Source organism: Bacillus sp. FSL K6-2861 (assembly GCF_038630725.1).
GTDB classification, from domain to species: domain Bacteria; phylum Bacillota; class Bacilli; order Bacillales; family Bacillaceae; genus Bacillus; species Bacillus velezensis.
The window spans coordinates 926,570-953,198 of sequence record NZ_CP152037.1; the positions used below are offsets into that span (position 1 = coordinate 926,570).

29 protein-coding genes are annotated in these 26,629 nt (G+C 46.9%); 24 read left to right on the forward strand and 5 right to left on the reverse strand.

Features of this window, described 5'->3' with window-relative positions; all coding sequences use genetic code 11:
* Positions 1 to 182: 182 nt before the first annotated feature.
* The 11 genes from yhbH (at position 183) to NYE62_RS04645 (ending at position 9,124) form a co-directional block, all read left to right on the forward strand.
* Positions 183 to 1,367: a sporulation protein YhbH gene (gene yhbH / locus NYE62_RS04595; RefSeq protein ID WP_342497267.1), complete on the forward strand. Its 1,185-nt coding sequence runs from the start codon at positions 183 to 185 to the stop codon at positions 1,365 to 1,367.
* A gap of 180 nt (positions 1,368 to 1,547) precedes the next feature.
* Entirely contained in the window at positions 1,548 to 2,012 is a 465-nt protein-coding gene (locus tag NYE62_RS04600; protein WP_003155389.1) for a MarR family transcriptional regulator, read from the forward strand.
* Positions 2,013 to 2,048: 36 nt separating this feature from the next.
* The gene (locus NYE62_RS04605) at positions 2,049 to 2,714 is read left to right on the forward strand and encodes an HlyD family secretion protein (RefSeq protein WP_007610259.1); all 666 of its coding nucleotides are present in this window, start codon (positions 2,049 to 2,051) and stop codon (positions 2,712 to 2,714) included.
* Positions 2,715 to 2,754: 40 nt separating this feature from the next.
* A complete protein-coding gene (locus tag NYE62_RS04610) occupies positions 2,755 to 4,350 on the forward strand; it encodes an MFS transporter (RefSeq protein WP_003155387.1) in 1,596 nt (531 codons plus the stop codon).
* 24 nt (positions 4,351 to 4,374) lie between these two features.
* Positions 4,375 to 4,908 (forward strand): NAD(P)H-dependent oxidoreductase, encoded by a 534-nt coding sequence (locus NYE62_RS04615; protein ID WP_003155386.1) that lies wholly within the window; start codon positions 4,375 to 4,377, stop codon positions 4,906 to 4,908.
* Between the two features lie 12 nt (positions 4,909 to 4,920).
* The gene (locus NYE62_RS04620; RefSeq protein WP_003155385.1) at positions 4,921 to 5,292 is read left to right on the forward strand and encodes a hypothetical protein; all 372 of its coding nucleotides are present in this window, start codon (positions 4,921 to 4,923) and stop codon (positions 5,290 to 5,292) included.
* A gap of 120 nt (positions 5,293 to 5,412) precedes the next feature.
* The gene (locus NYE62_RS04625) at positions 5,413 to 6,180 is read left to right on the forward strand and encodes a hypothetical protein (RefSeq protein ID WP_144664031.1); all 768 of its coding nucleotides are present in this window, start codon (positions 5,413 to 5,415) and stop codon (positions 6,178 to 6,180) included.
* A 2-nt stretch (positions 6,181 to 6,182) separates the two neighbouring features.
* Positions 6,183 to 6,560 carry a GntR family transcriptional regulator gene (locus NYE62_RS04630; protein ID WP_144664199.1) on the forward strand — a complete coding sequence of 126 codons (378 nt, stop codon included), beginning with the start codon at positions 6,183 to 6,185 and terminating at the stop codon, positions 6,558 to 6,560.
* The gene (locus NYE62_RS04635) at positions 6,550 to 7,266 is read left to right on the forward strand and encodes an ABC transporter ATP-binding protein (RefSeq protein WP_025284469.1); all 717 of its coding nucleotides are present in this window, start codon (positions 6,550 to 6,552) and stop codon (positions 7,264 to 7,266) included. The genes NYE62_RS04630 and NYE62_RS04635 overlap by 11 nt, the downstream gene beginning before the upstream one ends.
* The gene (locus tag NYE62_RS04640) at positions 7,267 to 8,184 is read left to right on the forward strand and encodes an ABC transporter ATP-binding protein (protein WP_015239457.1); all 918 of its coding nucleotides are present in this window, start codon (positions 7,267 to 7,269) and stop codon (positions 8,182 to 8,184) included. It abuts the gene before it with no gap.
* Entirely contained in the window at positions 8,177 to 9,124 is a 948-nt protein-coding gene (locus tag NYE62_RS04645) for an ABC transporter permease (protein ID WP_025284471.1), read from the forward strand. The genes NYE62_RS04640 and NYE62_RS04645 overlap by 8 nt, the downstream gene beginning before the upstream one ends.
* A gap of 91 nt (positions 9,125 to 9,215) precedes the next feature.
* On the opposite strand, the gene cspB is transcribed toward NYE62_RS04645, so the two are convergent.
* Positions 9,216 to 9,416, reverse strand: a complete 201-nt coding sequence (gene cspB, locus NYE62_RS04650; protein ID WP_003155376.1) for a cold shock-like protein CspB — start codon at positions 9,414 to 9,416, stop codon at positions 9,216 to 9,218.
* A gap of 382 nt (positions 9,417 to 9,798) precedes the next feature.
* Here cspB and NYE62_RS04655 point away from each other — a divergent pair, with 382 nt between their 5' ends.
* Complete coding sequence (locus tag NYE62_RS04655) at positions 9,799 to 10,629, forward strand: MetQ/NlpA family ABC transporter substrate-binding protein (RefSeq protein WP_144664032.1); 831 nt, start codon at positions 9,799 to 9,801, stop codon at positions 10,627 to 10,629.
* Positions 10,630 to 10,645: 16 nt separating this feature from the next.
* On the opposite strand, the gene NYE62_RS04660 is transcribed toward NYE62_RS04655, so the two are convergent.
* Positions 10,646 to 11,725, reverse strand: coding sequence for a diguanylate cyclase (locus NYE62_RS04660; RefSeq protein ID WP_015239460.1), 1,080 nt, complete (start codon positions 11,723 to 11,725; stop codon positions 10,646 to 10,648).
* Between the two features lie 151 nt (positions 11,726 to 11,876).
* On the opposite strand from NYE62_RS04660, the gene NYE62_RS04665 reads away from it, so the two are divergent.
* Positions 11,877 to 13,268, forward strand: a complete 1,392-nt coding sequence (locus NYE62_RS04665; protein ID WP_015239461.1) for an L-cystine transporter — start codon at positions 11,877 to 11,879, stop codon at positions 13,266 to 13,268.
* A 67-nt stretch (positions 13,269 to 13,335) separates the two neighbouring features.
* Here NYE62_RS04665 and NYE62_RS04670 read toward each other — a convergent pair whose 3' ends face one another.
* Positions 13,336 to 13,914 carry a hypothetical protein gene (locus NYE62_RS04670; RefSeq protein WP_225045698.1) on the reverse strand — a complete coding sequence of 193 codons (579 nt, stop codon included), beginning with the start codon at positions 13,912 to 13,914 and terminating at the stop codon, positions 13,336 to 13,338.
* Between the two features lie 144 nt (positions 13,915 to 14,058).
* On the opposite strand from NYE62_RS04670, the gene NYE62_RS04675 reads away from it, so the two are divergent.
* The gene (locus NYE62_RS04675; RefSeq protein ID WP_003155362.1) at positions 14,059 to 14,598 is read left to right on the forward strand and encodes a YhcN/YlaJ family sporulation lipoprotein; all 540 of its coding nucleotides are present in this window, start codon (positions 14,059 to 14,061) and stop codon (positions 14,596 to 14,598) included.
* A 120-nt stretch (positions 14,599 to 14,718) separates the two neighbouring features.
* Complete coding sequence (locus tag NYE62_RS04680) at positions 14,719 to 15,738, forward strand: hypothetical protein (RefSeq protein WP_342497268.1); 1,020 nt, start codon at positions 14,719 to 14,721, stop codon at positions 15,736 to 15,738.
* Here NYE62_RS04680 and NYE62_RS04685 read toward each other — a convergent pair.
* Complete coding sequence (locus tag NYE62_RS04685; RefSeq protein ID WP_007408445.1) at positions 15,621 to 16,286, reverse strand: spore coat protein; 666 nt, start codon at positions 16,284 to 16,286, stop codon at positions 15,621 to 15,623. The genes NYE62_RS04680 and NYE62_RS04685 overlap by 118 nt on opposite strands.
* Before the next feature lie 192 nt (positions 16,287 to 16,478).
* Here NYE62_RS04685 and NYE62_RS04690 point away from each other — a divergent pair, with 192 nt between their 5' ends.
* On the forward strand, positions 16,479 to 18,533 hold the full coding sequence (locus NYE62_RS04690; protein ID WP_144664036.1) for a 5'-nucleotidase C-terminal domain-containing protein: 2,055 nt from the start codon (positions 16,479 to 16,481) through the stop codon (positions 18,531 to 18,533).
* Entirely contained in the window at positions 18,530 to 19,126 is a 597-nt protein-coding gene (locus NYE62_RS04695) for a class D sortase (RefSeq protein WP_061581855.1), read from the forward strand. Before NYE62_RS04690 ends, NYE62_RS04695 begins: the two co-directional genes overlap by 4 nt.
* Here NYE62_RS04695 and NYE62_RS04700 read toward each other — a convergent pair.
* Positions 19,123 to 20,031 carry an RluA family pseudouridine synthase gene (locus tag NYE62_RS04700; protein WP_042635004.1) on the reverse strand — a complete coding sequence of 303 codons (909 nt, stop codon included), beginning with the start codon at positions 20,029 to 20,031 and terminating at the stop codon, positions 19,123 to 19,125. The genes NYE62_RS04695 and NYE62_RS04700 overlap by 4 nt on opposite strands.
* 109 nt (positions 20,032 to 20,140) lie before the next feature.
* Here NYE62_RS04700 and NYE62_RS04705 point away from each other — a divergent pair, with 109 nt between their 5' ends.
* The 7 genes from NYE62_RS04705 (at position 20,141) to NYE62_RS04735 (ending at position 26,625) form a co-directional block, all read left to right on the forward strand.
* Positions 20,141 to 20,536: a DUF5365 family protein gene (locus NYE62_RS04705; RefSeq protein WP_029325982.1), complete on the forward strand. Its 396-nt coding sequence runs from the start codon at positions 20,141 to 20,143 to the stop codon at positions 20,534 to 20,536.
* 130 nt (positions 20,537 to 20,666) lie between these two features.
* Positions 20,667 to 21,089, forward strand: a complete 423-nt coding sequence (locus NYE62_RS04710; protein WP_007408449.1) for a CBS domain-containing protein — start codon at positions 20,667 to 20,669, stop codon at positions 21,087 to 21,089.
* A gap of 127 nt (positions 21,090 to 21,216) precedes the next feature.
* Positions 21,217 to 21,906, forward strand: a complete 690-nt coding sequence (locus NYE62_RS04715) for an HAD family hydrolase (protein WP_003155347.1) — start codon at positions 21,217 to 21,219, stop codon at positions 21,904 to 21,906.
* On the forward strand, positions 21,899 to 23,437 hold the full coding sequence (locus tag NYE62_RS04720) for a bifunctional GNAT family N-acetyltransferase/carbon-nitrogen hydrolase family protein (protein ID WP_003155346.1): 1,539 nt from the start codon (positions 21,899 to 21,901) through the stop codon (positions 23,435 to 23,437). The genes NYE62_RS04715 and NYE62_RS04720 overlap by 8 nt, the downstream gene beginning before the upstream one ends.
* A 243-nt stretch (positions 23,438 to 23,680) precedes the next feature.
* Positions 23,681 to 25,033 carry an aspartate aminotransferase family protein gene (locus NYE62_RS04725; protein ID WP_099567264.1) on the forward strand — a complete coding sequence of 451 codons (1,353 nt, stop codon included), beginning with the start codon at positions 23,681 to 23,683 and terminating at the stop codon, positions 25,031 to 25,033.
* A 16-nt stretch (positions 25,034 to 25,049) separates the two neighbouring features.
* Positions 25,050 to 25,625, forward strand: coding sequence for a glycerol-3-phosphate responsive antiterminator (locus NYE62_RS04730; protein ID WP_007409286.1), 576 nt, complete (start codon positions 25,050 to 25,052; stop codon positions 25,623 to 25,625).
* Between the two features lie 172 nt (positions 25,626 to 25,797).
* Positions 25,798 to 26,625: an MIP/aquaporin family protein gene (locus NYE62_RS04735; protein WP_032874243.1), complete on the forward strand. Its 828-nt coding sequence runs from the start codon at positions 25,798 to 25,800 to the stop codon at positions 26,623 to 26,625.
* The last annotated feature ends 4 nt before the right edge of the window (positions 26,626 to 26,629 follow it).

Sequence of the window (26,629 nt, forward strand, 5' to 3'; positions counted from 1 at the left end):
TTCATTGAGAGGCCCGTCTGTAAAAGGACGGGTTCTTTTGTCTGTTTTTCACAATTGTTTGTCAATTGGAGAGTCCGGCCGGCATAAGATAAAAATAAATCTTTTCGCCGGACTTGTTTCATAAACAGGACCAAGCCGGAATACACATGTAAAACGACCATAACGGTTAAGGAGGGGAATTCATGTCCCGTAATGACAGCGGAAATTTTTTGATTTCAGAGGAAGACTGGTCCCTCCATCGCAAAGGCTTTGACGACCAGCAGCGCCACCAAAAGAAAGTACAGGAAGCGATAAAAAACAACCTTCCGGACCTTGTTACTGAGGAAAGCATTATTATGTCCAACGGAAAAGATGTCGTGAAAATCCCGATTCGTTCGCTTGATGAATATAAAATCCGTTATAACTATGATAAAAATAAACATGTCGGCCAAGGCGACGGCGACAGCGAAGTCGGCGATGTCGTCGCAAGAGACGGCGCAGATAAAAAGCAGGGGGCCGGAAAAGGCCAGGGAGCAGGCGATCAGGCAGGCGAGGATTATTATGAAGCGGAAGTTTCATTGATGGATCTGGAAGAAGCGCTGTTTCAGGAATTAGAACTGCCGAATCTGCAGCAAAAGGAAAGGGACAATATCGTCCATACCGATATCGAGTTCAATGATATCCGGAAAACCGGGCTGACAGGGAATATCGATAAGAAAAGGACGATGCTGTCGGCCTTTAAACGAAACGCCATGACAGGCAAGCCATCGTTTTACCCTATTTATCCGGAAGATCTGAAATACAAAACATGGAATGATGTGACGAAGCCGGAATCGAAAGCTGTCGTTTTAGCGATGATGGATACAAGCGGTTCGATGGGCGTATGGGAAAAGTATATGGCGAGGAGCTTCTTTTTTTGGATGACACGATTTTTACGGACAAAGTATGAAACGGTTGATATCGAATTTATCGCCCACCATACGGAAGCGAAGGTTGTGTCGGAAGAAGATTTTTTCTCGAAAGGCGAGAGCGGGGGCACCATCTGTTCCTCCGTTTACCGGAAGTCTCTTGAATTAATTGATGAAAAATATGACCCCGCCCGCTACAATATCTATCCCTTTCATTTTTCAGACGGAGATAACCTGACTTCGGATAACGCCCGGTGCGTAAAGCTCGTCAATGACATCATGAAAAAATCGAACCTGTTCTGTTACGGTGAGGTCAATCAATATAACAGGCATTCCACCCTCATGTCCGCCTATAAAAATGTCAAAGATGATAAATTTAAATACTACATCCTGAAACAGAAATCAGACGTATTTCAAGCGCTGAAAAGCTTTTTTAAAAATGAGGAATCCGGTGTAAGCAAAGCATCGTATGAAATATAAAGCCGAGTGAAGAATCGTGCGGCCGCGGTTCTTCACCCGGCTTTTTTAAATTAAAAATAAAGAGAAAAAACGGCATAAAAAAAATCCTTAAAAAATGAAACTTTTCTCTTTACAAACCTTCTTTCATTTATTAATATTTTATCTTGTGAACTATTATTAAGGGAATGAGGTGAAAATACGGTGATTGAATCAGAGCTCGCTTTGCTCAGTTTTGAACAACTGTTTGATACTTCCAGATCGATTTACAAAAAGCAGAAAATGATTCTGGAGACAGTTCTTGAACCTTTTGATATTACAGTGCTGCAGTATCTGCTGATGTTCAAAATACATAAGAGCAAAAGCACGCAGCTTTCAAGGCTGGCTTTGTCGCTTGATCTGAAACCGGCGTCTGTCACGAGAATGACCGATATTCTGTATAAGCGCCGCCTAATGGTTCGGAGCGACTATCACGACGACCGGCGTGTTGTTATGATTCAGTTAACCGAAGAGGGGGAAGAACTTCTAAAGAAAGCTGCTGTTCAATATGCCGAAAAAGCGGCGGTCTTATACCGGCAGCTCAATACCGCTGAACTGCAGTACCTGCGCAAGCTTGCGGAAAGTTTAACGAAGCTTGCAAACGGCTGTGCAGTGAAAAACGGAAAATAAAAAAATCCCCACATATTTTTATCATCATTCCACAAAATGATAGAGGAAGAAACGAAAGGAGAAAACAAAATGAACAGAGGACGTTTAATTCTGACCAACATTATCGGTTTGATTGTTGTTCTTGCAATTATAGGCGGAGGTGCTTACTACTATTATCAAAGCACACACTATGTAAAAACCGATGAAGCAAAAGTTGCCGGCGACATGGCTGCTATCACAGCTCCTGCTGCGGGTAAAGTAACTGACTGGAACCTTGATGAGGGGAAAGAAGTAAGCAAAAACGACGTTGTTGCAAAAATCAAAGGACAGCAAAATGCTGACGTAAAAGCCATCATGGATGGAACAATCGTGAAAAACGAAGTGAAAAACGGCCAAATGGTGCAAGCCGGTACGACAATTGCCCAGGAAATTGACATGAAACACCTTTACATCACTGCAAACATTAAAGAAACAGACATTAGAGACATTGAAGTAGGAAACAAAGTAGACGTAATTGTTGACGGCGACCCTAATACAACATTTGACGGAACAGTAGAAGAAATCGGTTATGCGACAAATTCAACATTTGATATGCTGCCTTCTTCAAACTCAAGCGGCAACTACACAAAAGTAACGCAAAAAGTTCCTGTTAAAATTTCACTCAGCAACCCATCTGACAAGGTGCTTCCTGGTATGAACGCATCTGTAAAAATCTCTGAATAATACAGATCAGTCATCAAACCATGAAGGGAGGTTGTCTTAGGTGGCTAAATCAGATAATCAAGTAAAAAGTCCTAAAACATTGCTTATTGTGCTTATGGCCGGGTTATTCCTGGCGATCTTGAACCAAACGCTTCTTAACGTGGCGATGCCGCACTTAATGACCGAGTTCGGTGTGAGTGCGACGACGATTCAGTGGCTTACGACCGGATACATGCTGGTCAACGGTGTTTTGATTCCGTTATCTGCGTTCTTAATTACCCGGTTCGGACAGAGAAGCCTCTTTCTCGTAGCCATGTTCTGTTTTACAGCGGGAACGTTAGTCTGCGGAATCGCGCCTAACTTCTCAACCATGCTGATCGGCCGGTTAATTCAGGCGGTCGGCGGCGGTATCCTGCAGCCGCTGGTCATGACAACCATTCTGCTTATCTTCCCGCCTGAAAGCAGGGGGAAAGGAATGGGGATTTTCGGTCTTGCGATGATGTTTGCTCCGGCGGTCGGACCGACTCTTTCCGGCTGGATCATCGAGCATTACACATGGCGCATTATGTTCTACGGCCTTGTTCCGATCGGGGCAATCGTTATTATCATAGCGTTCTTCCTCTTTAAGAACTTGGTGGAACCGCAAAAAATCAAACTCGACAGCTTGGGTGCGATTCTATCCATTGTCGGATTTGCCTCATTGCTTTACGGAGTCAGTGAAGCGGGCAGCGACGGCTGGGGAGATCCGATCGTGCTGTCTACCGTCATTGTCGGTGTCATCGCGATTGCCGCGTTTGTCATTCAGCAATTGCGCTCTGAAAAACCGATGCTCGACTTCCGGGTATTTAAATATGATATTTTCTCACTTTCCAGTGTGATTAACATCATTATTACCGTTGCGCTTTACACAGGAATGTTCCTGCTTCCGATTTACCTGCAGAACTTAGTCGGCTTTACGGCGCTGCAATCGGGCCTCTTGCTATTGCCGGGCGCGATTGTCATGCTGATCATGTCGCCGATTTCCGGTATTCTGTTTGACAAAATCGGTCCGAGACCGCTTGCGATTATCGGGCTGGTCATCACGGTCGCAACGACATTCCAGTACACAAAATTGACAATTGACACACCTTACACGCACATTATGCTTGTCTATGCCATCCGCGCATTCGGTATGTCACTGTTAATGATGCCTGTTATGACAGCCGGAATGAACCAGCTTCCGGCACGGTTGAACAGCCACGGCACGGCGATGAGCAACACGCTCCGCCAGATCAGCGGTTCAATCGGAACAAGTTTGATCACAACGATTTATACGAACCGTACGACAATGCACTATTCGCAGATTGCGGATAAAACGAGCACGGCTGATCCAAGCTTCATGCAGTCGTTCCAAAGCGCGGTTTCGAATTTAATGGTCAACATGAACATGTCGCTTGATGCGGCGAAACAAACCGTTTATTCTTATCTCTACAAAACAGCTTCACTTAATTCCAACGTTATGGGGATTAATGACGCGTTTATGTGGGCGACGATCTTTGCGGTTATCGGCGTAGTCCTGAGCCTGTTCTTGCGTGACGTACGGAAAGACAAACAGCGGGCGAAGAAAAAAGAGGAGCTGTCATTGCTTCCGGCCCCTAAAGAAGTGAAGGAATCTTAATCATCTGAATGGGAGGTTTCCTGAATGAAAATTTACGTAGTGTACGATAGTGAAGGCGAACATACAAAACACCTTGCTGAAGCCATTGCCGAAGGAGCGCGAGAAAACGCTGAGGCTGAAGTCCTGATCGATCATGTCGATCAAGCAGACATCCGCAAGCTGAAAGACATGGATGCCATTATCTGGGGATGTCCGGGTCACTTTGGCACCATCAGTTCAGGCTTAAAAGCGTGGATCGACAGACTCGGCTATCTGTGGGCTGAAGGCGAGCTGATTGATAAAGTCGGCGCCGTATTCTGTACGACGGCGACAACACATGGCGGATTAGAAATGACAATGCACAATCTGATCACTCCTATGTTTCACCAAGGCATGATTGTTGTCGGACTTCCCGGCAACGTTCCTGAAAACGCGCTGTACGGCTCTTACTACGGTGCGGGCGTCACATGCCCGGTTGACAGCGATGTGCTGATGACGGAAGAAGGCCTTCAATTAGGCCGTGCGCTTGGCAGACGTGTCAGCCAAGTCACAGGTAATCTAACTGCCGGACGACAGTAAGGAGAGGGTTATATGGCCATTATTATAGCGGTTATTGCTGCTGTCATTGTGATTGCACTTCTTATCACATTCAATGTCCGCAGCACTTCTGCAGGACAGGATGTCAAAGAAGAAAAGAGAGAAGCGATCGGCACTACAGCCGAACAGCCGGAAAAGCATGATCCGGCCGAGGAGCGCTCAGCCGAGCATGCTCCCGTCGTTGTAAAATCTGAATCTCCCCGTGAGAAAAAGAATACAATGGGCGATGATGTGTACCGTCAGGCGCTTCAGAAGTTTAAGACTTCTGAGACGGATCAGGAACCAAACGATCCTGATAGCGGCGGCAAAATGCAGGATAGCAGCTATCGTGATGCGCTGCTCTCCTTAAAAAACAAAAAGAAGTAATTGGAAAGGCAAATCTGCGTAAGAGCGGATTTGTCTTTTTTTTTATTGAAGATATTGTAATACGTGATGATCTAGTGTACTATGTTACTCATACACTTGATCCGAATGGAGAGAGAAAGAATGACATCGTTTTTAGGTTTGCTGAAAAAAGATGCGAAAGTTTCATGGATTTGGCTCGCGGTGTGGCTTTGCGGCATGATTTGCTGGGCGTTTGCAGCCCACGTCATCGCTGCCCGTCAGAAAGAACCGCTCGTCATTTTCGGCTTTTTTACGGCAATGGGGTTTTTTCAATTTCTTGTAGCGCCGCTTTTTATGTACTATCACCTTCATAAAGAAGGAAAAAATCAGCTGTGGCTTTACAATCCGAATGGAGGATTTTATCTGCTGGCTTCCAAGCTGACGGCCTCACTGCTGTATCAGTTGATCGGGCAGCTGGCGCTGACCGGTTACGGCATTTGGATGTACCGGATGCTTTCTGCAAAAGGAGCGCTGGAACACACCATTCCCCTGGCCGGCACATTAACCGGACTGAATGCTTACCTGCTGATCAGTTCAGCGTATTTATCTGTGATCGTGGCCGTATTTTGGACTGTTTTTCACTCATTAAAACATGTTCCCGTCCTCCGGTGGGTGATCTGCATCGTGCTTGCGTTTGTCTGGACCTATATTGACGATAAAATCATTACGCCATTCACTTCATCTCAACATGATTTATGGCCGGTAAAAGTGTATGCGGATTTTGATTTTCACTATACAAAATTGACCGGCTGGACGGTGGAGCTGATGGCCGTCCACATCTCGCTTTTCAGCTTCCTGGCAGTGATCGTGCTTGCGGCGCTCTGTCTCGCGCTGGCCTCTATGCTGCTGAATCGAAAGGTTGAGGTGTAATGATGGAGAATGAATTTCAGTCATCCAAGCCGATTTATCTGCAGATTGCCGATCGTGTATATTACCGGCTGATCCGAAGTGAGCTTTCACCGGGGAACAAACTGCCGTCCGTAAGGGAGATGGCTGTACAGATGAAAGTGAATCCGAATACGATACAAAGAACGTACAGTGAAATGGAAAGGCTGGGGATCGTGGAGACGAGAAGAGGACAGGGAACCTTTATAGCGGAAAGGTCCGATCTGAAAGCGGAGCTGAAAGACAGGCTGACTAAAGACGTTTTCAAACGCTTTATTCAGGAAATGGCGGAGCTGGGGTTATCTCCTGAGGAAATGATCGACGGGATCAAACAATATGCGGAGGAAGCAAACGATGAATCTTGATTTTGAACGCGTAACAAAAAAATACGGCCGCAGGCTCGCGGTCAGCGATGTATCATTTTCATTGTCTCCGGGTAAAATCTACGGAATTTTAGGGCCGAACGGAAGCGGTAAATCAACAACGCTTAAAATGCTTGCCGGGCTTGCGTTCCCGACCTCGGGCGCCGTCCGGATCGGAGACTGCGCAGTAAGCAGGAATATGCTGTTTCGTACGGCTTATTTAACCGAACATGATATGTTTTTCGCCCGGACGACCGTCGGTGATATGCTCACATTTTATCATTCGCAATTCCCGGATTTTCAGCTGGAAAAAGCACATAACCTATTAACGGAAATGAATCTTTCAGCGAAGCAGAAGATAAAAGAGCTGTCCAAAGGCAGCCGGGGCAGGCTGAAAATCGTTTTGGCCCTGTCGAGAAAAGCATCCGTCATTCTGCTGGATGAGCCGTTTTCAGGTCTTGATCCGGCTGTCAGAGAATCGATTGTCAACAGTCTCGTATCTTATATTGATTTTGACAGCCAGATCGTCGTCATCGCCACGCATGAGATCGGCGAGATTGAGACGCTGTTAGACGAAGTGATGGTTTTCATAAAAGGGAAAATCGCTGAACGGCGCGAGGTCGAAGAAATTCGGGAACAGGAAGGAATGTCCGTGCTGCAATGGTACAGAAGCGTCATGCAGGCGCACGAAATAGAAGGGGGATTCTAATTGGAAACGGTATTAGAACTGCAACAGGTAAAGAAAACGATAAAAGGACGAACGATTATTCATGATCTGAGCTTCTCCGTCCGGGCGGGCGAAGTGTTTGGGTTTCTAGGGCCGAACGGAGCGGGGAAAACCACTACGATCAGAATGATGGTCGGATTAATGAAACTGTCTCAGGGAGACATCGTAATCTGCGGGGAATCCATTACGAAAAACTATGCAAAAGCGGTCAGGCACGTCGGAGCCATCGTGGAAAACCCGGAGCTGTACAAATTCCTGAGCGGCTATAAAAATTTACAGCAGTACGCAAGGATGGTAAAAGGCGTTACGAAAGAAAAAATAGATGAGGTCATCGAGCTCGTCGGGTTGCAGGACAGAATACATGACAAAGTAAAAACCTACTCTCTCGGAATGAGACAGCGTCTCGGCCTCGCCCAAAGCCTGCTGCATAATCCTAAGGTGCTGATTCTGGATGAACCGACAAACGGCCTTGATCCCGCGGGCATCAGGGAAATCAGGGACCATCTGAAAAAGCTGACACGTGAAAAAGGAATGGCTGTCATCGTCTCAAGCCATCTGCTGTCAGAAATGGAGTTAATGTGCGACCGAATCGGCATTCTGCAAAAAGGGGAGCTTGTCGATATTCAAAAAGTAAGGGATGAAGGAAAAGAGGATAAAGATACATACTTCTTCCATATTGAACAAAGAGAAGAGGCTCTGGCCGTTCTGAGTCAGTTTGACTGTGCGAAGAAGACAAACGGCATTGAGATCAAGCTGTCAAAACAGGAAGTGCCTGATGTGATATCACTGCTCGTCCGTGAAAACATCCGCTTATATGAAGTGAAAATCATGACAAAATCTTTGGAAGACCGTTTCTTGGAGATTACCGGCGGGACGAAAGAGGAGGTTCAATATGTTTAAGCTGATCTATAATGAATGGATAAAAATTTTCAGCCGCGTCGGCACGTGGGCTATGATTGTAATTTTAGGCGTTTCGATGATCGGTTTTGCGCTTCTGTCAAACCATTTCACCTCGAGCGAAGCCAATCCGAATTGGAAACAGGAGCTCCAGGCCGAAAACAAAGAAATGAAACAGCAGATGAAGGAAACCGGAAACCAGACGCTCATTGATAACCTGAAACAGAATGTCGCGATCAATCAATACCGTATGGATCATAACATCCCTGAGGATACAGGGTACACAGTGTGGTCATACGTAGCTGATTCTTCGATGATGACGGTTTTGACCGGGCTGTTTACGATTATCATTGCCGCAGGCATCGTGGCGAATGAGTTCAACTGGGGCACGATCAAGCTGCTTGCCATCCGTCCGCTCAGCCGTTTTCAGATTTTGCTATCTAAATATATGACGGTGCTGCTGTTCGGACTGCTGATGCTTGTGATTTTATTTGCCGGCTCCGCTCTGCTGGGATTGGTCTTTTTCGGTACAGGGGGAGATACTGCGGCTGATGTTCATCTCGTATACAAAGACGGCCATGTTTTTGAGCAAAATATCATCGCTTTCCTCGCTAAAACATATGTCTATGAATCTGTCTCCGCTTTTATGCTTGCGACGATGGCGTTTATGCTGTCTGCGGTATTCCGGAACAGCTCATTAGCGGTCGGATTTTCTATTTTTCTATTGGTTATGGGGAACACGGCGACTGTATTTCTTGCCACGAAATTTGAATGGACCAAATATATTTTATTCGCCAATACGGATTTGTCGCAATATATGAACGGGACTCCTTTAGTAGAGGGGATGACGATGACATTTTCGGTTGTGATGCTTGTGATTTACTTCGTTATTTTTCTGGCGCTCGCATTCGGCGTCTTCTTAAAACGCGATATTGCCACCTGATATAAAAAAGCTGTTTTGCCTTTGCAAAACAGCTTTTCGTTTTAGATGAAAAAAACCCTGCCGGCGTACACCGGCAGGGTTTTTAAACAATTTATGCTTTTGTTACGTTAGCAGCTTGTGGTCCGCGGTTTCCTTCAACGATTTCGAAAGAAACAGATTGGCCTTCTTCTAAAGTTTTGAAGCCTTCGCCTTGAATAGCAGAGAAGTGAACGAATACATCGTCTTGACCTTCTACTTCGATGAATCCGAATCCTTTTTCAGAGTTGAACCATTTTACTTTACCTTCTAACATGAAATTTCCTCCTAAAGCGACATAACGCTTAAATTCACTATTCTTGCTCTAAAACAAACTTCCAAGACGAAAACTCTTACAAAACTTTCTTCTTAAAGATAGTTCGAACAAAAATAATTACCTTTACTCTACCAGTAATTCGAAGAAAAAACAACTGCTAAATGTAACTTTTTTCGAAATAACATGTTTTAAGAGGAGAACGCTCTGGTACGGAAATCTGATTTGAGACTAGAACAGCCCATTTTCAGCTGATAAAAACCGCTTTGCAGCCTCTTAAGGAAGCAATTGACAACCCTTTTTTAAATCGGTATTGTATGTAATCATGAGCCCGAATACCATGGTGCAGCCTCTGTACATAAAAATAGATAGGGAGTAGGTCAACTTGAACCTGCGGCTTATAAACAGTCTGTTTCTTATCATTTTGATCATATCACTTACTTCATGCCATTATCCTGACAGGAACCGGACAATTACTATCGGAATCAATGAATCTGATCAATCGATCTGGGAGTTTGTCGCGAAAAAAGCCGGTGAGAAAGGATTGCATCTTTCTTTGGTAACGTTTTCGGATTATGCCGAGGCCGTTTTGGCGCTTGCCGGCGGGGATCTCGACGCCAATGCGTTTCAATCCGTTTCTTATTTTGAATCTTTGCCGCCTCATGTGAAAAAGAAGCTGGCTCCTTTAGGAACGACATATGCGGCATCGCTGGGGGTGTATTCCAAGCAACATAAACGGCTGAAGGATATACCGGACGGAGCGGTCATTGCCGTGCCTGGTGAAGCGGCGGCCTTCGGCAGGGCGCTTTTTCTCATGCAGGAGGCCGGACTGATGACATTGAAAAAGGGATTCACCGGTACGGGTTCAACTGATATGATCAAGGACAACCCGAAGCATCTGACATTAAAAACGGAAACAAAAAAGAACGCATATCAGGCGGCGGAACATGCTGACGCAGCAGTTCTCAGTCAAAGCGAGGCGAAAAGAGCAGGATTTCATGCGGAGAAGGACGCGCTGATCCGATCGGCGCAAATGAAGGAAGCGTATATTCATCTGATCGCCGTCAGAGCTGAGGATAAAGATGATGAACGGATGCAAAAACTCCTGTCTTTGTATCAATCAGATGATACCGCGGCGTTTATTGAAAAAGAATATAAGGGCAGCCTGATTCCTGTTTTCCTGAGGGGCGGCTTTCTCACTGAAAAGAAAGAATGATTTCCTCTTCAGGCGATCATTCTTTTTTTTCAGTGCTGCACACTTGATTGCGCCCTGATGTTTTCGCTTTGTACAGCATCCGGTCCGCGATCAGGGGCAATGTCTGAGGGTCCGATGTATTTGTCGGATAATGCGCGATGCCGAGGGAAACGGTCACGGGAATTGTATCTCCGCTCGTCAGCAGAATCGGGTTCGCGTCAATCGTGTGCCTGATTTCTTCTGCGAGGTGAAGCCCTTTTGTATACGTGCAATTGGGCATAAGCACGGCAAATTCTTCCCCGCCGATGCGGGCTGACGGATCAGAACTGCTGAGTAAGAACCTCAGGCGCGCCCCCAGTTCCTTCAGCACTTGGTCCCCTTCATAATGGCCGTATTGGTCATTGATCTGCTTAAAGTGATCAATATCCAAATAAATAAGCGCGAGCTGAGACGAGGGGGATTGAGACGCCCGATCGTACAGAACGCGTGAGACTTCCTCGAATTTTCTCTTATTAAAAATCCCCGTCAGAAAATCATAATTCGCTTGAAACTTGTATTGCTTGAACAAAAGGCGGGCATCGGCTTCGTGTTTAATGATATACAGCGACAGCATTCCGCCCAAGGTAGAAATGAGCCAAAAATAAACGAGGGCCCCGGCAGGCTGTTCAGGCATAAGTAACAGCAGCGTCAGGGTGATAATAACATTTGAAAAGAGCAGCATAACGAACGCATTTTTGTGATTCGGCTTTTTTCCTCTGAATACGGCCACAGAAAGTATCGCAATCATGCCGACTGCGGCGATAGAATAAATGGCGCTGGCATTGAAATTGATCAGGATACGGCCTGCCACGATAATGATAAAGGCAGCTGCTGTAGACACCCAGCCTCCGTAAAGAGCGGCGATGATAATGGGGATATTTCTGAGATCAATGATGGAATCGGAGTAAGAAAAGCCGAAAGCAATCAGAAAAACCCCTAAAAGCCCGCAGACCGTCCCCTTCAGTAATTGAAACATCGGACGGTCTTCTTTATGTGAAAGCGACTCTTTAAAAAGAACGGTGAAGAGATAATTAAATGTGATTAAAATCGTCAAATTAAGAAACAGTTCCTTCAGCATAACAATCACCCTTATATAAGTTACTAAAGAAAGGATGGAAAGAAAAGAGAAAAATCAATAAAAATACATATATTGTCAATTCTTACTTGACCGATCGGAATTGATGTAATATAGTGTTTAAGGATAATGAGCAAGGGAGTGTTTACCTGTTTTGGAGAATTTATTTGTAATCTTACATGTTTTTATTTTGTTTTTGTTTATAGCAGGTCTGTTTGTGATGCAAAAAAAACACGTTTCCTTTTCTAAACGTGTCTTTACCGCACTCGGATTAGGCATTGTATTCGGTTTTGCGCTGCAATTGATTTACGGGCCGGCCTCACACGTCGTGACACAAACGGCCGATTGGTTTAATATCGCCGGCGGCGGTTATGTCAAATTGCTTCAGATGATCGTCATGCCGCTAGTCTTTATTTCTATTCTCGGCGCATTTACGAAGCTGAAACTGACCCATAACATCGGGAAAATCAGCGGACTGATCATCGGAATTTTGATTGCTACGACAGCAATTGCCGCGGCAGTCGGAATTGTTTCGGCGCTTTCCTTTGATCTGAAAGCCGTTCATATCGACCAGGGGAGCACTGAGTTATCAAGGGGTCAGGAGCTGCAGCAAAAATCTGAGGATATGACGGCCAAAACGCTGCCTCAGCAAATCGTTGAGCTTCTGCCGGGGAATCCGTTTCTTGATTTCACGGGAGCCAGACCGACTTCCACTATCGGAGTCGTTATTTTCGCCGCTTTCCTCGGCATCGCTTTTCTGGGCGTGAAACGGAAGCAGCCGGAGCACGCAGCGACATTCAGCGGAATTGTCGATGCGGTTTACGCGATTATTATGCGCGTCGTGACATTAATTTTAAGACTGACGCCTTACGGGGTATTGGCGATTATGACCAAAACGATCGCGACAAGCGACATCGACAGCATTGCGAAACTGGGGATGTTTGTGATCGCTTCATACGCCGCGCTTATCGCCATGTTTATCATTCACTTGCTGCTGATCACGTTCAGCGGTTTAAATCCGATCACATACGTGAAAAAAGCATTTCCGGTTATGGTGTTTGCGTTTACGTCCCGTTCAAGCGCAGGGGCTTTGCCGCTTAATATTAAAACACAAAAAAGCATGGGCGTCCCGGAAGGAATTGCGAACTTCGCCGGTTCATTCGGCTTATCGATCGGTCAAAACGGCTGTGCCGGCATTTACCCGGCGATGCTCGCGATGATGATTGCGCCGACAGTAGGACAAAACCCGTTTGAACCGGGATTTATCATCTCCGTCATCGCCATCGTGGCAATCAGTTCATTCGGTGTAGCAGGCGTGGGAGGCGGCGCGACATTTGCGGCTCTGCTCGTCCTATCCGCTTTGAACATGCCTGTCGCGCTTGCCGGGCTGCTCATTTCAATTGAGCCGTTAATTGACATGGGGCGCACCGCCTTAAATGTCAGCGGCAGTATGACCGCAGGGCTGTTAACAAGTAAAATGACGAAGGAAACCGATACCGCGGTGTACAATGATTCCACAATCGTCATTGAAACTGAAGAAGCTTAATAAAAAAGCAGATAGCACTAAAACGAAAAATCCTTCATCGTTGAACGAATGAAGGATTTTTTCGTTTCTAATGATTTCCGGGTTCAATTTCTTCCAGCATATTCATCACGGTGCTGTCATTTAAAACATTCACCGCGCTTTCTTCGAAGTGAATCGGCTCGGTATAGTGAGGCTTCGGCGAAGTTTCTTTACTGCGGCTGCGGTCTGCCTGTCCGTCCGTATGGGATGAGCCGGAGTGATTGCGGGAAGTCTGCTCATGCTGCTGTCCGCCGGATTCCCCGCCGAACGCCTGTTTGATCAGCTCGGCAGGCTGCAATGAGCCGGTTTGTGAATGCCGGGCTTTGTCCGTGTGCTGCTGTCCGCCGGATTCCCCGCCGAAAGCTTGTTTGATCAGCTCGGCAGGCTGCAATGAGCCGGTTTGTGAATGCCGGGCTTTGTCTGCGTGCTGCTGTCCGCCGGATTCCCCGCCGAACGCCTGTTGAATCAGGTCAGCAGGCTGCATGGAGTGTGTGCCATCTTTATGCTGCATTCTGCCTGAAACCATTCCGGAGATTTTCCGGCGGATTTCGGGTGATAAAGCTGCAATCAGAATCGATGATCCGATCAGCAGCGCTGTCGGGCTGATACCGCTTTTTTTTCTGAACAAGTTAAATCCCTCCTCATTCAATTGATTACGCTTACCTTTCCCTTTCCTTCTGATATTTATCCAAACCGCTCAGGATGCAAACGGCGTGCATAAATCCCGCCGAATAGAAAAACCTATACGTAAAGTGAGAAAGGAGGAATTCACATGATAAAAAAGCAAGCAGTTATCTCTGCCCTTCTTCTGCCGATGCTGATTACCGCAGGGTGCAGTATGGGGAACCAAGGAGAAGGAAAACGAAATGACAACCGCACCCAGAATGTAAATTACCGCAACACGCCTAACGACGGTGCGACAAATATGAATACAGTGAACCGTCATAACCAAAACACCGATCACAATGACAATCGTAACCTGAGAGTGGCTGATAAGGCCGCCGACAAGGTGACTGATTTAAAAGAGGTTAAAAATGCGACTGTGATCGTTGCCGGAAACAGCGCATATGTTGCCGTTGTTTTGACAAACGGGCAAAAAGGCGCCATCGCCAACCATTTGAAAAATAAGATTACCGATAAGGTAAAATCAGCCGATAAACATGTCCGGACTGTATATGTATCAGCGAACCCGGACTTCGTTGAACGCATGCAAGGCTACGGAAAACGAATCCAAAACGGACATCCTGTATCCGGTCTGTTTGATGAATTCGGTCAAATGGTGCAGCGTGTATTCCCAAACCCCAATAAATAAATGAATGGAAAAGCCGCATTTGCTGCGGCTTTTTTATTTTATCTGCCGTCACGACCCAGCGCTCCTGAGCATAAAGTAAAGAATGAGATGAAAATGAAAGGATCGGGGAGGGGAGCTTGTTTGCGTGACGGCATGGGGAAACGGGCGGCATTCACTCTGATCCTGTGCGGAGTCCTTGTCATATTGGCTGTCAGTTCAGCCGTTTCAGTAAGTATGATGTACGTCCTGTCAGGCCAAAACAGCCGCTCTGTTCCGACGAAGGAACAAGTGACTGAACACATGAATAAAGAAATTTACAAACATACAGCGATTTACTATACGGCGGATGAAAAGCCGCTCTTGGATCTGACCAAGCTTACGCTGGACCACGCAAAGCGTATCAATCAAATCATTGTCGGCTATAAAGGTGCAGCGCCGCTAGAACTCATTTTCTTTTCGGATGAAGCTGAAATGGAGCAATATTCAGGATTGAAAAATGTAGTCGGTTTTTATTCAGAACAGGAGCAGATGATGGGGCTTTTGCCTGAAGAGAAAAAACAGCTTTTGAAAAAAGATGAGCTGGCCGTTTTCATGTATAAGCAATTGATTATACATGAATATACACACTACGCGTTTCATCAAAAAACGCGGCAATTGGGGACGGATACGTCTGTATTTCCGCTTTGGTTTCATGAGGGGCTGAGCGAGTGGGTCGCGCATTATGATGTAGTCATTGATCCGATTGCATTTTCCGTCGTGCCGTTTGATCAATTAACGACCGACCGAAAATGGCAGAAATCGCGTATGGAATATGAAACGGATGTCTATTTGCAAAGCTTCTATATGATAAAGGACTTAACCGACACATTCGGAGAAGGCATTATCTTAACCATTATCAACAAAACCGCCGAAACACAGGATTTTGAAAAAGGCTTTGAAGCGGCTACGAAAGAAAGCCTGAAACGATTTGAACATGATTTCATAAAAGCATATGAAAAAAAGAAAACGGCGTTGGAGAGTCAGGTTTCCAACGCCGTTTTTATTCAATGGAGGTTTTGCTGCTGCTGTCCCATTTGTCCTTTAATCGGAGGCATTTGCGGCTGTCCCTGGGCCGGTGCAAATGAATTCAGCATGGTCTGCATATCTTGTGCATTGAGCTGAGGAACCTGATAATAACCGTGTTTGTTTTGGTATAAGAAGATTTCATACGCCATTTCGACATATTGCTGAATTTGGGCGGAGAGCACTCTTCTAGTGACGGGATTGGTCATTTCAAGCGAGCTCATCGTCAAGAGAGAAGCTTGAGCTTTAATCAGGCCGAGCATATGGCCGCTGATCCCGAGATCTTTGACATCATTTAATGATTGATTCGGTTTTTTCGGCTGAGTCGGTTTTATACCGTAGACGGCCTGGTTCTGTTCCTTCATCATATATGTCGACGTTTCCTGAGAAGGCTTTTGGCCGGTCTTAAAGCATTCTGCCGTCAGATTATAGAGTCCGAGAATGAATTGATACTGGCGGTCAAGGATGTCGGCCAGCTGCTGATCCTGTATAAACTGTCTGAGCATCATAAATTGATCCAAAACGCCGACTGTTCCGGCCAGCACTTCATGCATATCGAAAAGCTCATGTCCTCCGTGATTCACTTGCGGTGAACCCGGGATCCCTTGATTTACTGGCGGCTGCTGCTGATTCTGCTGCTGTTCCACTGGTTGTTTTCCTCCTTCATGTCAAATCATCATTAAGATGTGAAAAAAGCCGATCCGTTATACATCAAGTCCTGTTTCGTTACGTGGGGATTATTTACTATTTTGCGCCAGCGAAGACAATCTTTACAAAAAAGTGATGTGATTTTTAAGAAAATAAGCTAACGTATTTCTTAGAAGACAGGGGGGAAATGAATGAAGAAAAAAAGGGGTATGCGTCTTTCGTGCTGTTTGCTGACGGTTTGTTTTTTGATGTTCAGTGTGAAAGATGCGGAAGCAATCGGACAAGCCGGCTCACTGAATGAAGCTAAAACAGATAAGGCCTATAAAGAACAGCAGACTGAAGACTCCGGCCGTGTCCCGCTCAGAATCATCAGTATGAATGATCTGCACGGAAAAATTGATCAGCAATATGAGCTTGACCTTAACGGAGACGGTAAACCGGATGGCACGTTCGGGCGGATGGACTACGCCGCAGCGTACATTAAAAAGGCGAAAGCCGAGAAAGAACACGCCTTTGTCGTGCATGCGGGCGATATGATCGGGGGCAGCTCTCCCGTGTCAGCCCTTTTTCAGGATGAACCGACAGTAGAATTGATGGAAGACATCGGTTTTGATGTCGGAACTGTCGGCAATCACGAATTCGATGAAGGAACGAATGAGCTTAAACGGATCATCAATGGAGGAGATCATCCGGACGGTAAGGGGACAAGCGGTTATGACGGACAAAATTTCCCGCTCGTCTGCGCCAACTGTAAACTGAAGTCAGGGGAGTCCTTTCTGCCGCCGTATGAAATTAAATACGTTTCCGGAATTCCGGTCGCATTTATCGGGGTTGTAACCAGATCGGCGGCAGGCATGGTCATCCCGGACGGAATTAAAAATATTACGTTTACAGATGAGGTAAAGGCCGTCAATGACGCCGCCGCTGACCTGAAGAAAAAAGGAATTAAAGCAATAGCCGTGCTCGCCCATATGTCTGCTGAACAAAATGGCTCAGCTATCACGGGAGAATCCGCAAAGCTTGCAAGCGGAACAGACTCAGAGATTGATGTGATTTTCGCCGCGCACAATCATAAAGTCGTAAACGGAGAAATCAACGGCAAGCTGATCGTGCAGGCATTTGAATACGGAAAAGCAATCGGAATCGCCGATCTTGAACTTGATAAAGAGTCGAAGGATATCGTGAAAAAATCAGCGGAAATCCAATATATCGATCAAAGCAAAATCAAGCCTGACCCGGCTGCGGCAGGCATATTAAGCAAATATGAAGAGAAAGTGAAACCGATTATCAGCGAAGCAGTCGGGGAAGCGGCCCATGATATAACGGGCGGGTATTCAAATGACGGCGACACGGCGCTCGGAAATCTGATTGCCGACGGTATGAAAGCGAAGATGAAATCCGATTTTGCGCTTATGAATGGAGGAGGCATCCGGGACGGCATAAAAAAAGGGACGATTACATGGGGAGACCTTTATAATGTACAGCCGTTCGGCAATGTGCTGACGAAGCTTGAAATCAAAGGAAAAGATTTGCGGGAGATCATTAACGCGCAAATTTCTCCGGTGTACGGTCCGGATTACAGCATCAGCGGATTTTCCTATACATGGAACCCGGAAACCGGACAAGCGGTTGATATGAAGATGGCGGACGGGACAGACATACAGCCCGAAAAAGGATATACAGTAACAGTCAATCAATTTATGGCAACGGCAGCGGGGGCAAAATACGGTCCGATCGGGAAACTCGGCAAGAATCCGGTGACGGGGCCTGAGGATTTGGAAGCGACAGTAGACTATGTCAAAAGCTTTTCCGCGCCGATTTCTTATCAAACCGACGGCCGAATCCGCACGGCATCAGCCGCCGAAACACCTGATGACACTGGCAATCAGCCGGGAAGCGGGGAAACACCGGGCGGTACCAGGCCTGATAAAGGAGAAAAACCTCAAGCGGAAAAACCCGCTAAAAAACCGGATGCAGCAGAACAGCCTGATCAAACCAAAAAACCTGAACGTCCTGTCGTAGAAGAAACAGCATCTGATACAGTGCAGTCAATTCCCGAATCCCGTCCGGCGTCTGCCGCAAATTCGGAACAAAGCACAAAACAGACTGAAAGCGGCACACAAAAAGGCCGCCCATTGCCTGATACTTCAGCGGGCAGCCATCAGACGGCATTGGCCGGCCTGGTGATCACGGGTGCCGGCGTATATTGGCTTTTCAGAAAGAAAAGGGGAACCCGCACACGATGAACAAACTGAAACATATTCCGCTTCTCGTCATCATCGCCGGTATCATCATCACATGTTACGGAAGCTGGAAGATCATTGATTCACATATGAAAACGAACCAATCGCTTGAAGAAGCAAAAAAAGCAACAGAACCTGTATTGGAAAAGAACGAAACAAAAAGCGCTGTGCTGACACAGCGCAAAAAAGAATTTCACCCCGAAACGGGTGAGGCAAGCGGCATTTTAGAAATCCCTGAAATCGACGCTGAGCTCCCGATCGTCGAAGGGACTGACGCAGATGATTTAGCAAAAGGCGTCGGACATTATAAGGACAGCTATTATCCGGGCGATCACGGCCAAATTGTGTTATCCGGCCACAGGGACACGGTGTTCCGCCGGACCGGCGAACTGAAAAAAGGAGACAGACTGAACGTGATTTTGTCTTACGGCACGTTTTCTTATAAAATCAGCCGTACAAAAATCGTCAGCCGGGATGATACATCTGTCATCACCCTTCAGCACAAGCGGGAGGAACTGATCCTGACCACTTGCTATCCGTTTTCTTACATTGGAAATGCGCCGAAACGATATATTATATATGCCGACCCGGTTTAAGAAAAATACGTTTCGGTAAAATGAGCCAGATCAGCCGGCATCGGCGCCTCGGCAACGATTTCTTCTCCTGAGATCGGATGGACGACACTGACTTTTTTTGCGTGAAGCGCCTGCCTGTGAAACAGCGTCCTGCTTCCTCCGTACAGGTCATCGCCCGCCAACGGATGGCCGATGCTTGCCATATGAACCCTGATTTGATGTGTTCTCCCGGTTTCCAGTTCAAGCTCTGCCAATGTAAGCTGCGCACCGGGATGATAGCCTTTCACTTTGTAATGGGTGACGGCGGCTTGTCCGCCGGGTGAGACGCGCCGTCTGACGGAATGTGACCTGTCGCGTCCGATCGGCGAGTCAACCGTGCCTTTTTTCGGCGTGACTTTTCCTTCCGCCGCGGCGATATAGGTGCGTTTTAATGTTTTGGTTTCGAGCTGACGGTCAAGGATTGCATGGGCCAGGCGGTGTTTCGCGAAAACGACCGCGCCTGACGTGTCACGGTCAAGACGGTGAACGTGGCGCACTTTCGCCTGCTCGCCGTTGATTTGAAAATGGTAAGCGATCAGGTTGCTGAGGGTGCCGGTCTGACCCTCTTCATTTGGATGAGTCGGCATTCCCGCCGGCTTATTTGCAATCAGCATATGATTGTCCTCAAATAAAATGTCCGGCTCTCCGTATTCCGGAGTCACCGAAGAACCTGTTTTTTCCTGAAGATCAATGAATAAGCGATCTCCGGTTTTCAGTATGATGTTGTTTTTCGGGGATGTTCGATTCACCTGAATGCTTTCTTGGTTCATCCATTCCGTAATTACGGGTTTTGACGCCTGGAATTCAGATTTCAGGACTGAAAACAGCCATTGTCCGGCGTGCTTTTCCGTAATCAGGAATTCCAGACCGCGGTCATTTTGTTTCATATCATAAAGCTCCTTTTCAAGCGGAAAGCGGCTGTTTCAATAGGAAACACTTACCTTAGCTTTCGCGTTTTTTTCTATGCTATTCTTGATAAAGATTAAGGATATTCACATGGCAAGAAAGGTGATTGATGTGAGAATTGTGAACGCAGCGACTGACGGACAAGAAAGCGCGATACAAGAGCTTTCCTCTGAATTGTTTCAAAATGTCTTTCCTCTTTATTTCTCCGAACTGGAAATTCAGCGCTTTAAAAAAAGGGGCGTATTATCATTACAAAACCAACGTTACCAAGGAACTTTAAAAGAAGCGTTTCAAATTATGGCTTGTCTGCAAACGGTACATATCATGCTGTCAAAGCCGCACCCGGTATATGACGTCAAAGAGCGGGCGCTGTTTGATAAAAATTGCGCTTTGCTGAATGAATGCGGAATGAATTTTCCCTTTACCTATGATGATTTCGAGACAGGGGCCGGATCAGAAGCCTGCGGTCGCAGAAGGCTGATCTGACGGGTATAAAGAGCCTTTTGACAGGCTCTTTTTTGCTTCCTTGACATGATACCACAATTTCTTTCCTCTAACTCCCTTTATAATGAGACAAATCCCCGAGCATAATAAATGTCGAAAGGGGTGCTTTACAATGAGTTCAATCAAACAATCAATGACTACCCACGTGGCTACCGTTTCTCCCAATCAAACGATTCAGGAAGCGGCTGCGCTGATGCACCAGCATAATGTCGGAGCAATTCCCGTCGTTGACGGAGGGGAATTAAAAGGAATGCTGACAGACCGTGATATCGCATTGAGAACAACGGCTCAAGGCCGCGACGGCCAAACACCTGTTTCACACGTGATGTCTTCTGCAGTTGTATCCGGAAACCCGGAAATGAGTCTTGAAGAGGCGTCACATCTGATGGCCCAACACCAAATCCGCCGCCTTCCCATTGTCGATCAAAATCATCTGGTCGGGATCGTTGCGCTTGGAGACTTAGCGGTCGATCAGCGTTCAAATGAGTCTGCGGGAGCAGCTCTTTCCAATATTTCCAGTCAAAACACACAGTAACGGATGAAGAGAGCTTGCACTCATGCAGGCTCTTCTTTCCGTGAGAATGTTACATTTTGAACGCGAAAGAAATTCACGGTATAGTGTATACATAGGTCAGTACGTTTAGCTAAAGGAGCTGTAACCATTGATAAAAGCATTAATCTTTGATTTTGACGGGTTAATTTTAGATACAGAAACCCATGAATATGAAGTGCTGCAGGAAATGTTTGAGGAACACGGTTCAACATTGCCTTTATCCGTCTGGGGAAAGGTGATCGGAACGGCCGCGGGGTTTAAGCCGTTCGCATATTTAGAGGAGCAGCTGGGAAGAAAGCTCGATCATGATGAACTGACGGCGATCAGGCGCGGGCGCTTCGAACAGCGGATGAAGACGGAAACGGCGCGCCCCGGGGTGGAAGCTTATTTAGCCGCGGCAAAAGAATTAGGATTGAAGGTGGGGCTCGCGTCCAGCTCAGATTTCAAATGGGTATCGGGCCATCTGAAGGAATTAGGCCTGTTTGATGAATTTGAAGTGATTCAGACGGCTGACGACGTAGAAGAAGTGAAGCCGAATCCGGAGCTCTATCTGAAAGCTGCGGAACATTTAGGCGTTGAACCATCTGAATGTCTGGCCTTTGAGGATTCGGTCAACGGCTCTATCGCAGCCAAACGGGCCGGCATGAAATGTGTCATCGTGCCGAATAAGGTAACAAGCGCCCTGTTGTTTGAAGAATACGATCACAGACTGGAATCGATGGCGGAAATGGAACTTGAATTACTCTTACAGCGATTGAACGATCAAAACGAACCGGCAGGGGGAAGCAGCATTGTCTGAGAAACTTGATCTGACCCGTTTTGAAAAGAAAATGGTCATCCGAAATATGGAAGAGAAAGATATCAACAAAATTATTGAGCTGCAAAAGGATTGTTTTCCGGGGATGGAGCCGTGGGAGCCTGAGCATTTAATCAGCCATCTCGCGCACTTTCCGGAAGGTCAGTTTTGCGCCGAGTATGAAGGGGAAATTATCGGTTCATGCTCAAGCCTGATCATCAATTTCGATGAATATGATGACCGCCACACGTGGCAGGACATTACAGACGACGGTTATATCACGAACCACAACCCGGACGGATTGAATCTGTACGGGATTGAGGTAATGGTTCACCCGGAATACAGACGGATGAAAATCGGACACCGGCTGTATGAGGCGAGAAAAGACTTGGCGAGACGATTGAATCTGAAAAGCATCATTATCGGCGGGCGGATTCCGAATTATCATAAGTATGCGGAAGAAATGACGGCGAGAGCCTATGTCGAACAGGTGACGCGCCATCAGATTTATGATCCGGTGCTTTCTTTCCAGCTGATGAACGGATTTACGCTCATGCGGATCAATCCGAATTATCTCCCGGATGACACCGCGTCCATTAAATATGCGACATTAATGGAATGGAACAATGTCGATTACCTGCCGCAGTCGAAGCGCTATTACAAATCGGCATTTCCGGTGCGCATCTGCGTCATTCAATATGAAATGAAAAAGATTTACTCCTTCGAGGAATTTGCCAATCAGGTTGAATATTATGTCGATGTGGCTTCAGACGCGAGATCTGATTTCGCGGTGTTCCCGGAGATTTTCACGACGCAGCTGATGTCTTTCCTCGAGGAGCGTTCTCCGAGTCTGGCCATTCAGAGGATTACCGAATATACCGAGGACTATATCAGCCTCTTTACAGATCTCGCGGTGAAATATAACGTCAACATCATCGGCGGCTCCCACTTCGTTGAAGAAGAGGGGAAAATTTATAACATCGCCTACTTATTCAGACGTGACGGCACGATTGAAAAACAATATAAGCTTCACATTACGCCGAATGAGCGGAAATGGTGGGGCATCAGCGCCGGAGACAGGGTGCGCGTATTTGATACGGACTGCGGAAAGATCGCCATTCAGATCTGTTACGATATCGAATTTCCGGAGCTTGCGAGAATTGCAGCGGATCAAGGGGCGAAAATTATCTTTACGCCGTTCTGCACTGAAGACCGCCAAGGCTACTTGCGCGTAAGGTACTGCTCTCAGGCGAGAGCGGTTGAAAACCAAATTTACACCGTCATCTCAGGTACGGTCGGAAACCTGCCGCAAACAGAAAATATGGATATTCAATACGCGCAGTCAGCCATTTTTGCTCCGTCTGATTTTGAATTTGCCAGAGACGGAATCGTCGGTGAAACGAATCCGAATATCGAAATGGTCGTGATCGGGGACGTGGACCTTGAAATCTTAAGAAGGCAGCGTGAAAACGGAACCGTGCGCCAGCTGAAAGATCGGCGCAAAGATATTTACCGGATTACGCATCTGAAATAAAAAAACGCCCGCTCCGCTTAAGGGGCGGGTTTTTTTATAAAAACACTTGCACCGGCCCCGGTTTCGGGATATGCTCTTGTAGCCCTTTCGCTTTCTGGGAGAAAGCGTTTTTTTAATTGCCGCCGCTTTATTGACTCGCCCATGCCGCGCCTTTATATTCTTATTAAGAGGAATACTTCACCAAGAGAATCGGCGTCAGAAGCCGGGCAGCTTTCGATACAGTGCAATGATATTGAAAGGGAGATGAGCGGTGTGGAACATGTACAAAAAAATCAGTCACTCAAACAAAAGGATAAAGAGCTGATTTGGCACGCGATGAAAGGGGCGGAGCCGGATGACAGCATAATCGTCCAAAAAGGGGAAGGCGCCTGGGTTACGGATATTGACGGCAGACGGTATTTGGACGGCATGTCAGGCCTGTGGTGCGTCAATATCGGATACGGCAGAAAGGAACTTGCCGATGCGGCTTACAGCCAATTGAAGGAGCTTCCTTATTATCCGCTGACCCAAAGCCATCAACCCGCGATTGAGCTTGCGGAAAAATTGAATGAATGGCTCGGCGGCGATTATGTAATCTTCTTTTCCAACAGCGGATCGGAAGCAAATGAAACCGCGTTCAAAATTGCCCGCCAATACCACATTGAAAACGGCGATCACAGCCGCTTCAAATTCATCTCCCGGTACAGAGGCTATCACGGCAATACGATGGGGGCGCTCGCCGCTACCGGCCAGGCGCAGAGAAAGTATAAATATGAGCCGCTCTCACAAGGTTTTTTGCACGCGGCGCCGCCTGATCTTTATCGGAATCCCGGCGATGCCGTCACATTGGAAAGCGCGCATGACATCGACCGGATCATGACGTGGGAGTTAAGCGAAACGATTGCCGGCGTTATTATGGAACCGATTATTACAGGCGGAGGGATACTGATGCCCCCGGACGGGTATATGGCAAAGGTAGAGGACATTTGCCGCCGCCACGGCGCGCTTCTGATCAGTGATGAAGTTATTTGCGGTTTCGGCCGCACGGGAGAGCCGTTCGGATTTCAGCATTACGGCGTTTCACCGGACATCGTCACAATGGCAAAAGGCATTACGAGCGCTTATCTGCCGCTGTCGGCAACGGCAGTAAAACGGGAGATTTTTGAGGCGTATTCGGGCGGTGAGCCGTACGGCCGCTTCCGGCACGTGAATACATTCGGAGGCAATCCGGCAGCCTGCGCCCTGGCCTTGAAAAACCTGCAATTGATGGAGGACGAAAATCTGATCGCCCGCTCCCGGGAGCTTGGAGAAAGGCTGCTCCGTGAGCTTGAGCCGCTCAGAGAACATCCGGCGGTCGGAGATGTACGGGGCAAGGGCCTTCTTGCCGGCATTGAGCTCGTCAAGGACAAAATCACGAAGGAACCCGCTGATGCCGCCCTTGTGCAGCACGTCATCACCGCGTGCAGAGAAAAAGGCCTGCTTGTCGGGAAAAATGGGGATACTGTAGCGGGATATAATAATGTCATTCAGCTGTCTCCGCCTTTTTGCCTGTCGGACGAGGAGCTCTCTTTCATCATTTCGACCGTCAAGGAAAGCGTGCTGAGCATTGATTTTTAATGTAAAGGAGTAAAACATGAGTTTTCACAACCAGCAGATTCTACCGGCAATCCGGAACATGAAGCAATTCGATGCATTTTTAGAAAGTCCGTTCTTATACGGCGTCATTTTAGATATCCACCTCGGTCAATTAAAAGGTGTCGTGAATGAAGCGAAAAAACACGGTAAACTTCTGATGGTTCACGTCGATTTAATTCACGGCATTAAGCATGACGAATACGGTGCGGAGTTCATTTGTCAGGACATCAGGCCCGCCGGCATCATTTCGACGAGATCATCAGTCATCGTCAAAGCGAAACAAAAGAAAATATACGCGATCCAGCGTCTGTTTCTCTTGGATACGAGCGCCATGGAGAAAAGCATGGAATTCGTCGGAAAGCATAAGCCTGACTTTATCGAGGTTCTCCCGGGCATCGTTCCGACTTTAATCAGAGAAATTAAAGAAATGACAGGGATTCCGATTTTTGCCGGCGGCTTCATCCGCACGGAGCAGGACGTTGAAAACGCCTTGCAGGCAGGAGCCACGGCCGTGACGACTTCAGACACCGACCTATGGGCTAAATATGAACATTCTATGACAAAAAAAGATTGACACCGCTTACACCCATTGTTACAATAGACCTAGGTTAATACTATGTGATGGAGACCCGGAGACCCACAACAGCTCTTTACGGAAGCAATAAAGCGTAAAGCGGTTTGTTGTGGGTTTTTTATTCTCTATAACTCTGTCAAACCTGCTATTATGTCATTTAGGAGGAATGATGATGACAGCATTTTGGGGAGAAGTAATCGGTACAATGCTGCTTGTTATTTTCGGCGGCGGCGTTTGTGCGGGAGTCAATTTAAAGAAATCGCTTTCATACCAATCCGGATGGATTGTTATTGTATTCGGCTGGGGATTGGGAGTAGCCATGGCGGCATATGCCGTCGGCAGCATCAGCGGCGCCCACTTGAATCCGGCTTTAACGATAGGCCTTGCGCTTGAAGGCAGCTTTCCTTGGAAAGAGGTCCCTGTTTATATTGCAGGACAGATGATCGGAGCAATGATCGGTGCGGTTGTTGTGTTCCTTCATTATCTGCCGCATTGGAAGGCGACGGATGATCCGGCCGCTAAACTGGGCGTTTTCTCGACCGGCCCGAGTATTCCTCATACATTTGGGAATATGATAAGTGAAGTCATTGGTACGTTTGTGCTTGTGCTCGGCATTTTGGCAATCGGAGCGAATGAATTTACAAAAGGGCTGAACCCGCTGATTGTCGGATTCCTCATCGTTGCTATCGGGATTTCTCTTGGAGGGACGACCGGATATGCGATCAACCCTGCGCGGGATTTGGGGCCGAGAATCGCTCACGCCTTTCTGCCGATTCCGAAAAAAGGGCCGTCAAATTGGAAATATGCCTGGATTCCCGTAGTCGGTCCGATCATGGGCGGTGCGTTCGGCGGCGTATTTTACAATGCCGCGTTTAAAGGAAATGTGACACCTAGCTTTTGGTTTGTAAGCGTTATAATGGTTGTAGTGCTTTTCATACTCTATATTTATACCAAGAAATCTCAATCACAGAAAACATTATCAAATTCTGAATATATTTAAAAAG

What these genes read in the sequence shown, in the direction of transcription:
- NYE62_RS04730 (WP_007409286.1), top strand. Translation starts at nt 25,050, where the DNA reads ATGAGTTTTCACAACCAGCAGATTCTACCGGCAATCCGGAACATGAAG.
- NYE62_RS04675 (WP_003155362.1), top strand. Translation starts at nt 14,059, where the DNA reads ATGATAAAAAAGCAAGCAGTTATCTCTGCCCTTCTTCTGCCGATGCTG.
- NYE62_RS04660 (WP_015239460.1), bottom strand. Translation starts at nt 11,725, where the DNA reads ATGCTGAAGGAACTGTTTCTTAATTTGACGATTTTAATCACATTTAAT.
- NYE62_RS04620 (WP_003155385.1), top strand. Translation starts at nt 4,921, where the DNA reads ATGGCCATTATTATAGCGGTTATTGCTGCTGTCATTGTGATTGCACTT.
- NYE62_RS04690 (WP_144664036.1), top strand. Translation starts at nt 16,479, where the DNA reads ATGAAGAAAAAAAGGGGTATGCGTCTTTCGTGCTGTTTGCTGACGGTT.
- NYE62_RS04700 (WP_042635004.1), bottom strand. Translation starts at nt 20,031, where the DNA reads ATGAAACAAAATGACCGCGGTCTGGAATTCCTGATTACGGAAAAGCAC.
- yhbH (WP_342497267.1), top strand. Translation starts at nt 183, where the DNA reads ATGTCCCGTAATGACAGCGGAAATTTTTTGATTTCAGAGGAAGACTGG.
- NYE62_RS04605 (WP_007610259.1), top strand. Translation starts at nt 2,049, where the DNA reads ATGATAGAGGAAGAAACGAAAGGAGAAAACAAAATGAACAGAGGACGT.
- NYE62_RS04695 (WP_061581855.1), top strand. Translation starts at nt 18,530, where the DNA reads ATGAACAAACTGAAACATATTCCGCTTCTCGTCATCATCGCCGGTATC.
- NYE62_RS04725 (WP_099567264.1), top strand. Translation starts at nt 23,681, where the DNA reads ATGAGCGGTGTGGAACATGTACAAAAAAATCAGTCACTCAAACAAAAG.
- NYE62_RS04625 (WP_144664031.1), top strand. Translation starts at nt 5,413, where the DNA reads ATGACATCGTTTTTAGGTTTGCTGAAAAAAGATGCGAAAGTTTCATGG.
- NYE62_RS04710 (WP_007408449.1), top strand. Translation starts at nt 20,667, where the DNA reads ATGAGTTCAATCAAACAATCAATGACTACCCACGTGGCTACCGTTTCT.
- NYE62_RS04615 (WP_003155386.1), top strand. Translation starts at nt 4,375, where the DNA reads ATGAAAATTTACGTAGTGTACGATAGTGAAGGCGAACATACAAAACAC.
- NYE62_RS04630 (WP_144664199.1), top strand. Translation starts at nt 6,183, where the DNA reads ATGGAGAATGAATTTCAGTCATCCAAGCCGATTTATCTGCAGATTGCC.
- NYE62_RS04735 (WP_032874243.1), top strand. Translation starts at nt 25,798, where the DNA reads ATGACAGCATTTTGGGGAGAAGTAATCGGTACAATGCTGCTTGTTATT.
- cspB (WP_003155376.1), bottom strand. Translation starts at nt 9,416, where the DNA reads ATGTTAGAAGGTAAAGTAAAATGGTTCAACTCTGAAAAAGGATTCGGA.
- NYE62_RS04635 (WP_025284469.1), top strand. Translation starts at nt 6,550, where the DNA reads ATGAATCTTGATTTTGAACGCGTAACAAAAAAATACGGCCGCAGGCTC.
- NYE62_RS04645 (WP_025284471.1), top strand. Translation starts at nt 8,177, where the DNA reads ATGTTTAAGCTGATCTATAATGAATGGATAAAAATTTTCAGCCGCGTC.
- NYE62_RS04705 (WP_029325982.1), top strand. Translation starts at nt 20,141, where the DNA reads ATGGCAAGAAAGGTGATTGATGTGAGAATTGTGAACGCAGCGACTGAC.